This is a genomic window from Gilliamella sp. CG13 (genome assembly GCF_046635805.1).
GTDB lineage: Bacteria > Pseudomonadota > Gammaproteobacteria > Enterobacterales > Orbaceae > Gilliamella > Gilliamella apicola_I.
In genome coordinates this window covers 200976-213220 of record NZ_JBIDFM010000002.1, presented here as the reverse complement: position 1 = coordinate 213220, position 12245 = coordinate 200976, and the positions used below count along the sequence as shown (strand labels likewise).

General features: G+C 35.1%; 12 protein-coding genes. 10 read left to right on the top strand and 2 right to left on the bottom strand.

Annotated features, from left to right (window positions below; translation table 11 throughout):
* Nucleotides 1-7: 7 nt before the first annotated feature.
* Nucleotides 8-862, bottom strand: a complete 855-nt coding sequence (locus ACGH6R_RS04955) for a tagatose bisphosphate family class II aldolase (protein ID WP_411599055.1) — start codon at nucleotides 860-862, stop codon at nucleotides 8-10.
* 332 nt (nucleotides 863-1194) lie between these two features.
* Here ACGH6R_RS04955 and ACGH6R_RS04950 point away from each other — a divergent pair, with 332 nt between their 5' ends.
* On the top strand, nucleotides 1195-2010 hold the full coding sequence (locus ACGH6R_RS04950; protein ID WP_411599116.1) for a DeoR/GlpR family DNA-binding transcription regulator: 816 nt from the start codon (nucleotides 1195-1197) through the stop codon (nucleotides 2008-2010).
* A gap of 1 nt (nucleotide 2011) precedes the next feature.
* Complete coding sequence (locus ACGH6R_RS04945) at nucleotides 2012-2980, top strand: sugar kinase (RefSeq protein ID WP_267361424.1); 969 nt, start codon at nucleotides 2012-2014, stop codon at nucleotides 2978-2980.
* Between the two features lie 232 nt (nucleotides 2981-3212).
* On the opposite strand, the gene hemW is transcribed toward ACGH6R_RS04945, so the two are convergent.
* Complete coding sequence (hemW, locus tag ACGH6R_RS04940) at nucleotides 3213-4346, bottom strand: radical SAM family heme chaperone HemW (protein WP_267352351.1); 1134 nt, start codon at nucleotides 4344-4346, stop codon at nucleotides 3213-3215.
* 186 nt (nucleotides 4347-4532) lie between these two features.
* On the opposite strand from hemW, the gene ACGH6R_RS04935 reads away from it, so the two are divergent.
* The 8 genes from ACGH6R_RS04935 to ftsI all read left to right on the top strand — a co-directional run bounded on the left by ACGH6R_RS04935 (nucleotide 4533) and on the right by ftsI (nucleotide 12236).
* Nucleotides 4533-5405, top strand: a complete 873-nt coding sequence (locus ACGH6R_RS04935) for a D-hexose-6-phosphate mutarotase (protein ID WP_411599054.1) — start codon at nucleotides 4533-4535, stop codon at nucleotides 5403-5405.
* A gap of 176 nt (nucleotides 5406-5581) precedes the next feature.
* A complete protein-coding gene (gene rplY / locus ACGH6R_RS04930; protein ID WP_065558900.1) occupies nucleotides 5582-5866 on the top strand; it encodes a 50S ribosomal protein L25 in 285 nt (94 codons plus the stop codon).
* A 191-nt stretch (nucleotides 5867-6057) separates the two neighbouring features.
* Nucleotides 6058-7518, top strand: a complete 1461-nt coding sequence (gene zwf / locus ACGH6R_RS04925; protein WP_267352349.1) for a glucose-6-phosphate dehydrogenase — start codon at nucleotides 6058-6060, stop codon at nucleotides 7516-7518.
* Nucleotides 7519-7530: 12 nt separating this feature from the next.
* The gene (pgl, locus tag ACGH6R_RS04920) at nucleotides 7531-8229 is read left to right on the top strand and encodes a 6-phosphogluconolactonase (RefSeq protein ID WP_267352348.1); all 699 of its coding nucleotides are present in this window, start codon (nucleotides 7531-7533) and stop codon (nucleotides 8227-8229) included.
* Nucleotides 8230-8708: 479 nt separating this feature from the next.
* The gene (gene mraZ, locus ACGH6R_RS04915; protein ID WP_065558897.1) at nucleotides 8709-9155 is read left to right on the top strand and encodes a division/cell wall cluster transcriptional repressor MraZ; all 447 of its coding nucleotides are present in this window, start codon (nucleotides 8709-8711) and stop codon (nucleotides 9153-9155) included.
* A gap of 15 nt (nucleotides 9156-9170) precedes the next feature.
* A complete protein-coding gene (rsmH, locus tag ACGH6R_RS04910; protein WP_411599052.1) occupies nucleotides 9171-10109 on the top strand; it encodes a 16S rRNA (cytosine(1402)-N(4))-methyltransferase RsmH in 939 nt (312 codons plus the stop codon).
* Nucleotides 10099-10482, top strand: coding sequence for a cell division protein FtsL (gene ftsL / locus ACGH6R_RS04905; RefSeq protein WP_267352346.1), 384 nt, complete (start codon nucleotides 10099-10101; stop codon nucleotides 10480-10482). Before rsmH ends, ftsL begins: the two co-directional genes overlap by 11 nt.
* The gene (ftsI, locus tag ACGH6R_RS04900; protein ID WP_267361433.1) at nucleotides 10482-12236 is read left to right on the top strand and encodes a peptidoglycan glycosyltransferase FtsI; all 1755 of its coding nucleotides are present in this window, start codon (nucleotides 10482-10484) and stop codon (nucleotides 12234-12236) included. The genes ftsL and ftsI overlap by 1 nt, the downstream gene beginning before the upstream one ends.
* Nucleotides 12237-12245: the final 9 nt, after the last annotated feature.

Genomic DNA, 12245 nt, shown 5'->3' with positions numbered 1-12245 from the left:
TGACCTCTTAGAGTTTACCGGCACATCCACATGTTGTAATGATTTTTTTAACCACTTCTTTCATTGCTGCTTTTGCTGGTTTCATGTAATGTCGAGGATCATTGGCATTTGGATTTTCGATAAAATAGTGTTTTAGCGCATCAGAAAAGGCGATTTTGAGTTCCGTTGCAACATTGACTTTGCAAATACCACGTTGAATGCATTCACGAACATCTTTGTCTGGAACACCTGAAGCGCCATGTAATACCAGTGGGATATCAACCATAGAACGAATTTCAGAAAGTCGATCAAAATCTAATTTAGGTTCGGATTTATACAGACCGTGAGCAGTCCCAATTGCAATGGCAAGTGAATCAATTCCTGTTCGTTCAATAAATTCAACTGCTTGTTTAGGATTGGTATATAAAGCATCTTTAGCATCCACCACAAGATCATCTTCAACGCCACCAAGCCTACCTAATTCAGCTTCAACACTCACATCATAGCGGTGAGCATAATCAACAACGCGTTTTACTAATGCAATATTTTCTTCAAAAGAGAAATGAGAGCCATCAATCATGACTGAGCGTATCCCTGAATTAATTTTTTCAACGATATCATCATATTCTTCATGATGATCGAGATGGACGGCTAATGGTACTTTGTGTTTTTTAGATAGCGCTTCGGCAATGGCAATAATATTTTCTGTACCGGCATAACAGTATGTACCAGGCGTACCGGCTAATATTACAGGGGACTGTAATTCGGCAACCGTTTCAACAATAACTTGCATGGTTTCTAAATTATGTATGTTAAAAGCTGGAACGGCATAATGTTCATGCTGTGCTTTTTTTAACATATTATGACTTGAAATGATCGACATATGACAACCCCTTAAATTGATTTGCAACCAGAACTAAATTTTAAAATGAAAGTATTTTTATTAAATTATGATTGCAAAACGAAAGTTATGCCAGTGTCATTACCGTGAGTTGGATCACAAAACTGAACATTTATTCAACAGTAAAAGTAATTTAAATTGATAAAGATAAATTTAAATGGTTAACATGTAACCCTGTGATTTTGATAATGTTAAGATGTGGTATCTTCGATAAAACATAACTTATTAATTATTGTTGACCACTTGTATGATAAATTCTATTATCATTAATCTTAATTCGTTTTATGTAATACAGGACATTAAAATTGGCTAAAGTGTCTTCAGCCCTTTTGAAACGTAGATTGGATATTGCGGAAATAGTAAGAAAAAAAGGTGAAATTAAAGTTGAAGAGTTATCATACATGCTTCAAGTTTCAACTGTTACTATTCGTCAAGATTTAACCTATTTAGAACAACAAGGATATTTAAAGCGTTCTTTTGGTGGGGCAATTTATTTGTCACCAGAAGGTACAAATAATAAAACGCATATTGTAGCGGCGAATAATTCATTACCTGTTGATGATATTTATGATATTGATTTAGTGAAGAATTGCTTAAATTATATTAATGATGGCGATACCATTTTTTTAAGTCATGGCAGACTTACAAGAAAGCTTATTCCCTATTTGCATGTTAAAAAATCATTAAAATTAATCATGAATGATATTAATAATGCACAATTAGCGAAAGAGTTCACCGATGCTAATATTGTGCTTACTGGTGGTGTATTATTAAAAAATAATATTTTGCATAATGATATCAGCGATTCAATTTTAAATGATTATTCGATTTCACATTTTATTGTTGAATTAACCGCCATTAATCATGATAACCAAATAATAATTGAAGATACTGAGCAAATCAGTATATATCAACAATTAATCAAAAAAGCTCATCACATCATTGGTATTTTACCTCAGCGTGTTGTTTATAATGATGATCATAGCATTGGAAAGCTAAAAAATATGGATGTGATGATCTTATCCCGACCGGCTGTAACCGAATATCATCAGCAATTATTAGATTCTAGTTTCAAACAATTTGCCGCAAATAAATTTAGTGTCATTTACCAAAATGAATTAGGAGCATAATGTGAATTTTAAGATTTGTTCTATCGGGGAGCTACTAGTTGAATTTTTAGCAAAGGAACAAAATCAGCGTTTCGATCAAACAGGCGAATTTATAGGCCCTTTTCCGAGTGGTGCGCCAGCTATATTTGCTGACCAAGTGGCAAAGTTAGGGTTTCCGGTCGTGTTTTTTAGCTGTGTTGGTAAAGATACCTTTGGCAAAATGTGTGTTAATCGGCTTAAACAAGATGGTGTCATTACGGATGGCATCACTTTTCATAATAAAGCTAATACGGGTAGCGCCTTCGTATCATACCGCAATTCTAATGAAAGAGATTTTATTTTCAATATTCCTAATAGTGCCTGCGGTCTTCTTTCATTCAACCATATCAACGAAAACTTGTTGAAAGATTGTACTCATTTACATGTTATGGGCTCGTCGTTGTATTCGTTTCGAGCAATTGATGCAGTGCGCAAAGCATTAGATATCATCAAACGAAAAGGAGGGACTATCTCTTTCGACCCAAATTTACGCAAAGAAATGTTTAATATTCAAGAGATGGAGCAATCTTTTGGTTATATCATGGAATATACTGATATCTTTTTACCTAGTGAAAGTGAAGTGAATTATTTTGCCGACCATAATAATGAAAACGAACAAGAAACCATAATAAAATTGCTTCAAAAAGGGATCAAACATATTGTTGTAAAATGTGGAGCGAAGGGGTCAACTTATTATGGTTATGATGAACAAAATACGATTAAAAAGATTCATGTCGATAGTTTTACAACGCAATCAATCGATCCAACAGGCGCAGGAGATTGTTTTGCAGCAACATTTGTCAGTTTAATGCTTGCGGGATTTAGTGTTGAAAAAGCTTTGCAATATGCAAATGCAAGTGGTGCATTAGCCGTTTCACAAAAAGGTCCAATGGAAGGCACCTCTACCTTAACAGAATTAGAAAGATTTATTTTCAATTCCAAAGTTAATTAAATATCGTAAACTTTTTTAATGTGGGTGGCAGATAAAAAAAGTCCCAATAACTAGGTTATTGGGAAAACATAAGGAATAGGAAAACAATGAAATAAATACATTGTCGGATATATTATGCACTATTTTTTAGTAAATGTATGTAACTCGATGTAAATTTTTTTCTAAAATGTTTGTATTTATAATGTTAAATTTGCGTAAAATTCAAAATAATTATTATAAATCAACTAAGTAATTATAAAAAAATCTCAAGTAAAGAATTTAAAAATAATTTTCCTTGTTCAGTTATTTTCCAATATTCTTTATCCTCAGTAAGGTAATTTTTTTCAATTGCTAAATTAATTTGCCTGTCAATTGTTTGTAAAGGTAAAAAAGTCCGTTGCTCAAATTCAATTTTAGGTGTTGCTTCAAATAATCTAAAACGATTCATAAAAAATTCGAATGCAAGATCTTCCTTTGGTACGGTATAAAATTTTTCGATATAACGCCCTTCGAGATACCCTTTGGGATGACGTGTTTTTACGGTACGAATAATGTCCCCATTAGGTTGGGTTATTTTACCATGTGCACCACACCCAATCCCTAAATAGTCACCAAATCGCCAATAATTTAAATTATGCTGGCATTTCAATTCCGGTTTTGCATAAGCCGACGTTTCATATTGTTGATAACCATGTTGAGTTAACAATTGGTGTCCAACTTGATAAATTTCCCAAAGTTTATCATCATCAGGAAGGACAGGTGGTTTAGATCCAAAAAGTGTATTAGGCTCAATGGTTAATTGATACCAAGATAAATGGGGAGGATTAATGGCTATGGCTTGTTTAAGATCAAACAAGGCATCATCTAAACTTTGATTGGGAAGTCCATGCATTAGATCTAAATTAAAACTGTCCAATTTTAGTTTATGTGCTAATTTCCCGGCATTGATTGCTTCTTGGGGATTGTGAACGCGTCCTAATCTGATGAGTTTATCAGTTTGAAAACTTTGAACTCCAATTGAAATACGATTTATTCCTGCTTGTTGATAGCCTGTAAATCTTTCTGCATCAACAGAATTTGGATTAGCTTCGATGGTGATTTCGGCCTGTTTTTCAATTGGAATTAGTTCATTAATTTTGGTTAACAGATGATCAATCAATTCGGCTGAAAATAAACTTGGCGTACCACCACCGATAAAAATCGAATGGATCGAGCGTTCAGGACAAAGTGCTATATCTTGCTGTAAATCTTTAATCAAATGATCAATATAAGCACGATAATCAGGTGTTTTTTTGATGGTATGAGAATTGAAATCACAATAAGGACATTTTTGTACACACCAAGGCATATGTATATATAAGCTAAGTGGAATTTTATATGAAAACATCTGCCTATCCTGAAACTTAATAGCGGTTGATGAATGGTTATATAAATGTTGCACTATTTTACTTCAATTCATGAAAAAAAGCTTTTTTTACTATTTTGGTATTTTTAAATTTCGTGTAAAGAGCGTACAATCACGATTAATTTTCGATATTAATTATCGGTTAGACTATTTTTTGTAGGAGAAAGTATGAGTATTGTTAACGATATCTTGGATAATGGTTTGTCAGCAGCGTCAATAAGCCCTTCAGTAAAACAATCGCATTTTGGTGAATTACCCATTTTAACGGTTAACCATAAAACATGCACGGCAGCGATATCACTACAAGGTGCGCATTTATTATTTTGGCAACCTTCAACCGAAACGTCCCCAGTTATTTGGTTAAGTGAAAAAACCTTTTTTAAAAAAGGAACGGCTATTCGTGGCGGTGTACCCATTTGTTGGCCTTGGTTTGGGCAATTAGGTAATCCTTCACACGGTTTTGCACGTATTGTTGAATGGACGTTAGACTCATGCAAGGAAGATGCTAATGGTGTCGATATCATCTTGTCATTAACGAATAATCCCCAAACTGAATCCTATTTTGCCAAACCTTTTAAAATTTGGTTAACGATTCATGTCGGCAAGAGCTGTGAAGTTACATTAAGTTGTCAAGGTGATTTTGAGGCAACAAGTGCATTACATACTTATTTTGGTATTAGTGATATCGATGATGTGACTGTTAAAGGGTTAGGTAATACTTATCAAGATCGTTTGTCTGTTGAAAATAAACCAACAATTAATGGACAATTAACCTTTAATCAAGAAGTCGATCGTATTTATACCCATGCTGAAAACACCCTAACCATAAATGATACTAGTCGAACAATTGAGCTCACAAACATTAATGCTAGTGATGTTGTTACATGGAATCCATGGACAGATAAAGCTAAAGCGATGGCTGATTTTGATGACCAAGAATATAAAAAGATGGTGTGTGTTGAAAGTGCGTGTATTAATCAAACATTTAAATTATCACCAACACAAAAAACGTCATATGGCTTTAAAATTAAATTGGTCTAATATTGCATAGCGAGTTATGTTTAAACGCAATCAATTCTATTGACCAATTGATTAATTGTTTGCGTTTACAAGCATAACGCTTTATAATCCTCAAGCTTTTTAAAGCGCCAATTTCATAACCAACTACTGGGTCGCCTGTAATTGGTTTTTTATTTAAATAACATAGAGAAATAAACATGTTTACATTAAAAGCAGAAGTTAGAAAAGAGCATGGTAAGGGTGCGAGCCGCCGCCTGCGTCACGCTGGTCAATTCCCAGCTATTATTTATGGTGGAACTGAACCTGCAATATCTGTTGTGCTTGATCACAACCATATTTTCAATATGCAAGAAAAACCAGAATTTTATTCTGAAGTGCTCACTATTGAAGTTGACGGTAAAGCGGTTAAAGCAAAAGTACAAGCTGTACAACGTCATCCATTCAAGCCTAAATTAGTTCATATGGACTTTGTGCGCGTTTAGATTCACGCATTGGTGTATCATCCAATAATGCTTCTAACAAAAGGTCACCCAGACGGTGACCTTTTTGTTTTTGTGTTAGATTAAATTAGGCAAATGCCTATTGTTATGATTTATAGCATTAACTGGGTGACACTGACAACTCAACATAATAGAATAAAACATATTGATATCATTTTAGTTAGGAGAAAACCATGTCTGATGTCCCAGTTTGCAATTTAGTCATTTTTGGCGCTAAAGGGGATTTGACAAGGCGTAAATTATTACCATCTTTATATCAATTAGAAAAGTATGGAAAACTGCCTGAAGAAACCAAAATATTAGGGGTTGGTCGTGCAGATTGGGATAAATCTGCTTACAGTGAAGTGGCTAAAGAAGCACTTACAACATTTATGTCAGAACCATTAGATGAAGATATTTGGCAACGATTTAGCCAACGTCTTAATTTTCATAAGTTAGATGTTAATGATATCGCTGGTTTCAACGATTTAAAAAATAAACTCGAGCAGAATCGTACAGCAATTTTTTATTTTGCAATGCATCCGGGGACTTTCGGTACAATTTGTAAAGGTTTAGCGCACGCTGGATTAAACCAAAAACACAATCGAATTGTAATGGAAAAACCCCTTGGTACGGATTTGCAATCATCTCGTGATATTAATGATTCTGTTGCACAATTTTTCGATGAATCGCAGGTTTATCGTATCGACCATTATTTAGGAAAAGAATCGGTTTTAAACCTTTTAGCTTTACGTTTTGCTAATCCGGTTTTTGCCTCTTTATGGAACCGTAATTCTATCGATCATGTCGAAATTACCGTTGCTGAACAAGTTGGCATTGAAGGTCGATGGGGTTACTTTGATAAAGCTGGTCAAATGCGTGATATGGTTCAAAATCATTTGTTACAAATTTTGACAATGATTGCGATGTCTCCACCGGCTAATTTGAAAGATGAAAGTTTGCGTAATGAAAAAATAGCGGTGCTCAATGCGCTAAGACCTATTGATAAGACAAACCTTCATGATAAAGTTGTTCGTGGTCAATATACATCAGGATTTGTTAATGGAATAAACGTACCGGGTTATCTAGAAGAAGATGGCGCTAATAAAGAAAGCAGCACAGAAACATTCGTTGCTATTCGAGTTGATATTGACAATTGGCGTTGGGCTGGTGTGCCTTTCTATTTACGTACAGGTAAACGCTTAGCGAGCAAATGTGCGGAAGTCGTGGTTTATTTTAAATCATTGCCTTTGAATATATTTAGTGAATCCTATCCTGCATTACCACAAAATAAATTAACCATTCGCTTGCAACCTGATGAAGGCTTGGACATTGAAATTCTGAACAAAGTACCGGGTTTAGATAGCACACATAATTTACAAACGACTAAACTTGATTTAAGCTTTAATGAGGCTTTTCAACAGCATAGTGCCGATGCTTATGAACGACTATTGCTTGAAGTAATGCGAGGTCGCCAAGCATTGTTTGTTCATCGTGATGAAGTAGAAGCGGCTTGGAAATGGGTAGACTCTATTATTAGTGCTTGGAATTCAGAAAAAGAGCCGCCGAAAACTTACCAAGCTGGTACTTGGGGACCGGTTGCTTCTGTTGCTTTAATTACAAAAGATGGGCATTCTTGGCACGAATTTGAATAAAGGAACATCAATATGTTTACACTTAATAGATATGCAAATAGTCAGGTTTTAAATGAAGAACTTACTGCTCGTATAGTGAATAATCTTAAGCAGGCTATTGAACAAAAAGGCCATGCATCTATTGCGGTTTCGGGTGGTAAAACGCCAATTCCTTTATTTACTTTGCTCAGTCAACAAGACTTAGCATGGAATCGCGTTTATATCACTTTGGTTGATGATAGATGGGTCGATGATACGGATGATGCCAGTAATGAAAAATTAGTCATGACTTATTTATTACAAAATAAAGCAAAACTTGCAAATTTTGTTGGTTTAAAAAATAGTTGTGATAATCCGTTTGATGGTGCTGAAGTTACAGAACAGCTTTTAGATAAAGTACCGATGCCTTTTGATGTTTTGATTTTGGGAATGGGTGAAGATGGTCATACTGCCTCGCTGTTTCCGGGAGCTGATAATTTAAAATTGGGCTTGGATATGCACTCAAATCGAAAAGTGATTGGTATGACACCCTTAACGGCACCACTTGACCGTATCACTCTAACACTGCCTATCATATTAAGTAGTAAAAATATTTATTTACATTTAGTCGGTGAAAGTAAAATTAATGTGTTAGAACAAGCTGAACAAGGTACCGATTTTAACCAGATGCCAATAAGGGCAGTTATACAGCAAGACAACGTTAATGTGATAGGATTTTGGGCTCCTCGCTAATTAATTTTTTGTTTGCCAACCAACAGGTTGGCAAATATCTATCTTTAATATTACTTTGATTTTAATGAAATTAATACACAACTAGTTGCTGTGAATTTAATTTTTTAATCAAAGTTGTTATCTGTTTATTGTCATCAATACTGTTTTACCTTTCTTAATATCTGCAATGTTTACATTTTATACATGTTAATAATCTTGGTTAGCAAAGATAAGTTTAGTTGAACATTGAAATAATCTTAAATTTTACAGAGTGATGTCCTTTTTTTATTTAACTTCATATAAAACTGATAGTTAATTTGCAACACGCTAATGAAAAAATCCAACTGCAATTATTAAAAAATTAATTAATTAAATATCTATTATTTTGTAAATTTTTGTGGTAAAAAGTGGGATAAAGTGGTAATAAAGTACAAATTATTTAATATTTTGATTTATAACAAATAAAAATTAGCAAAATTTTCATGAATAAGGGCGCTTGAATGTTTAGTGGTGCAATTTCAGTCAATATCGATAGTAAAGGGCGAATGGCTATCCCCACTCGCTATCGGGAATTATTGTCTGAAGGCATGGTATGCACAATTGGTTTATATCATCCTTGTCTTGCCCTTTATTCGATGACTGAGTGGAAAATGATTGAACAACAACTTTCGACTTTATCCTCTATTGTCGAAGCGGAACGAAGGATCAAACGCCTATTATTAGGTTATGCAACCGAGTGTTCAATGGATAATTCCGGTCGAATATTATTACCACAAACGTTACGTACCTACGCTAAGCTAGAAAAACTGACAATGTTTGTTGGACAATCCAATAAATTTGAAATCTGGGATGAAGGAATATGGTATCAACAAATTGGTGAGGACATTGCCGCTTTGCCAACCGATATGGAAAACTTATCCAGTAATTTGAAAAGTTTAACAATTTAATATGAGTAAAAATTGATGGATTATCAACATACTACAGTTTTATTGAACGAAGCGATAGACGCACTAAATATTAAAAAAGATGGCATCTATGTTGATGGAACCTTTGGACGAGGTGGACATTCACGTCTCATACTTGAACAACTTGGCGAACAAGGTAGATTAATCGCTATTGACCGTGATGAACGAGCTGAATTAGCAGCAAAAAAAATTGTTGACCCTAGATTTACTTTTATTCGAGGAGAATTTTCCAATGTATATCAATACATTGATAATTTAAGTCTATTAGGTCAGATAGATGGTTTTTTATTAGATTTGGGGGTATCTTCGCCACAACTGGATGACCCTGAACGGGGTTTTTCTTTTATGCGTGATGGCCCTCTCGATATGCGTATGAATATTCATCAGGGTTTGACCGCAAGTGAATGGTTACTTAAAAGTGATGAAGATGATATAGCTTGGGTGTTAAAAACTTTTGGCGAAGAAAAATTTGCGAAACGAATCGCAAAAGCAATTGTTGAACAGAATAAAGTTTCGCCTATAACCCGAACATTGGAATTGGCGAATATCATTGAAAAAGCGACACCAAGAAAAGATAAAAATAAACATCCTGCAACACGTAGCTTTCAGGCCATTCGTATCTATATTAATAGCGAATTAGAAGAAGTAGAACATGCGTTAAATAATAGTCTGTCAATTCTTGCGAATGAAGGAAGACTTGCTGTGATTAGCTTTCATTCTTTAGAAGATAGAATTGTGAAACAGTTTATAAATAAACAAAGTAAAGGTCCTGTTTTACCAGCGGGATTGCCACTAACAGAGCAACAAATAAAACAATATGGCAGCGCTAAATTAAAGTCACTTGGAAAAGTTAAACCAAGTCCTAATGAAATTGATCATAATCCACGTGCTCGAAGCGCAATACTGAGGATAGCAGAAAAGAAAAATGAACACTAACCCAAACAGTGAAAGTTATCAAGACAATATCTACGTTGAAGTAGATAGTCAAAGAAAACCGAATAAAAGCTTGTTTGGCTTAATTATTGGTGATTTATTTGGTCATCAAAAAATGTCCTTATTTCTATTGTTACTGATTGTCGTATCAGCTGGTGCAGTACTAATTACAACGCAACAAGTTCGCAAGCAGTTATTTGAACGTGAGCAACTTTTGTTAGAGCAAGATGTATTAGAAAGTGAATGGCGTAATTTAGTTATCGAAGAAAATGTACTTGCCGATCCAAAACGCGTAGAAGCTAAAGCTAAAAATCAACTAGGGATGTCTTACGTGACTCCTGAAAATGAAACCGTGATAGTGATAAAGAGTAAATAATGAAAATTCTCACTAAAAACAAGAAAGCGGTTAAAACTAATAAATTGAATAGTAAAAAGCAGTTTTTTGCACCCGGGCGATTTTATGTTGTCTACAGTTTAATTATTGCTGCCATTATTGCGCTTATTATTCAAATGGCAATTTTACAAATCATTCATCCTGATAAACTGATTGCTGAAGGTAATAAACGTTCTTTACGTCGTCAGGATATGGATGCGCCAAGGGCTATGATAACTGATCGTAACGGGCGAGCATTGGCCGTGAGTGTACCGATGTATGATGTTTGGGCTGATCCAAAATTAGTTATTCAAAAAGGTGGCGTGAATACGAATGATGCAAGATGGCAAGGATTAGCAAAAGCATTAAATATACCAATAGCCATACTGGAGCAAAAATTAAGTAATCCATCGATGCGATTTGTTTATTTATCCAGACAAGTTACGCCAACAATATCGGATTATTTGAAAAAGTTAAAGTTACCGGGAGTTGCATTTGCTAAGACCTCGAAGCGTTTTTACCCGGCAGCTGAAAGTATTGCCCAATTAATCGGTTTAACGGATACCGATGAAAACCGTAATGAGAAAGGCTCAGAAGGGATTGAAAAAAGTTATAACAAATGGTTAACCGGTGAATCGGGTCAACGAATAATAAGACGAGATAGATTTGGACGCGTCATTGAGGAATTAGAGCGCACTGAGAGTGAAAAGGCATCGGATTTAGTATTGAGTATTGATGAACGCTTACAGTCTTTGGTTTACAGCGAGCTTAGTCAGGCTGTTGAGTTTAACAAAGCTGACAGTGGTACTGCGGTCTTAGTTGATGTTCATACAGGGGAGATTTTAGCGATGGCAACAAGTCCATCGTATAACCCAAATAATCGATCATCAATTAATTATAATTCATTGCGAAATCGTGCGGTTACTGATGCATTTGAACCGGGTTCGACCGTAAAACCGCTGGTTGTAATGGCCGCTTTAGAAAAAAAGATTGCAGATCTTAATACGATAGTTGATACCAGACCTTTTTATGTCAATCGCTATGAAATCAAAGATGTGTCATATCAAAAATCCCTGAATTTGGCAGGAATTTTAGAAAAATCAAGTAATGTTGGTGTCAGTAAACTCGCATTACAAATGCAACCCGCCGAACTAGTTGAATATTATAGTCGTTTCGGGTTGGGACAACCCACATCACTGGGTTTAGGCGGTGAAGTCAGTGGTTCAATTGCAGCAGATAGAGCACGAAAATGGGCGGATATTGAACGAGCTACCTTTTCTTTTGGTTATGGTTTAAGTGTCACGCCATTACAATTAGCAAGAGCGTATGCAACTATCGGGAATTATGGGATTTATCGACCTGTTTCGATATTAAAAGTCACTGAACCAGTGCAAGGTGAACGAGTTGTACCCGAAAAAATTGCTAAAACGGTTGTCCAATTAATGGAAGCTGTTGCTGTCACTGGTGGTGGTACAAAAGCTTCTGTACCAGGCTATAGTGTTGCTGTTAAAACTGGTACGGCAAAAAAATTATCTGGTGGGCGCTATGTTAATCAATATTTAGCCTATACAGCAGGCATTGCGCCAGCAACAGCACCAAAATATTCTCTGGTTGTTGTGATTGATAATCCTAAAGCGGGTCAGTATTACGGTGGCTCTGTATCAGCACCTGTTTTCAGCCGAATTATGGGGGGAGTTTTAAGAACTATGAATGTCAAACCAGATCGCCAAGTTGATGGCCAAATGATTATTTATTGATAGGTGGTA

Bases quoted from the DNA above. Each gene is read 5' to 3' on its own strand.
- ACGH6R_RS04955 (WP_411599055.1), bottom strand. From the start codon at position 862: ATGTCGATCATTTCAAGTCATAATATGTTAAAAAAAGCACAGCATGAA.
- hemW (WP_267352351.1), bottom strand. From the start codon at position 4,346: ATGTTTTCATATAAAATTCCACTTAGCTTATATATACATATGCCTTGG.
- ACGH6R_RS04935 (WP_411599054.1), top strand. From the start codon at position 4,533: ATGAGTATTGTTAACGATATCTTGGATAATGGTTTGTCAGCAGCGTCA.
- rplY (WP_065558900.1), top strand. From the start codon at position 5,582: ATGTTTACATTAAAAGCAGAAGTTAGAAAAGAGCATGGTAAGGGTGCG.
- zwf (WP_267352349.1), top strand. From the start codon at position 6,058: ATGTCTGATGTCCCAGTTTGCAATTTAGTCATTTTTGGCGCTAAAGGG.
- pgl (WP_267352348.1), top strand. From the start codon at position 7,531: ATGTTTACACTTAATAGATATGCAAATAGTCAGGTTTTAAATGAAGAA.
- mraZ (WP_065558897.1), top strand. From the start codon at position 8,709: ATGTTTAGTGGTGCAATTTCAGTCAATATCGATAGTAAAGGGCGAATG.
- rsmH (WP_411599052.1), top strand. From the start codon at position 9,171: ATGGATTATCAACATACTACAGTTTTATTGAACGAAGCGATAGACGCA.
- ftsL (WP_267352346.1), top strand. From the start codon at position 10,099: ATGAACACTAACCCAAACAGTGAAAGTTATCAAGACAATATCTACGTT.
- ftsI (WP_267361433.1), top strand. From the start codon at position 10,482: ATGAAAATTCTCACTAAAAACAAGAAAGCGGTTAAAACTAATAAATTG.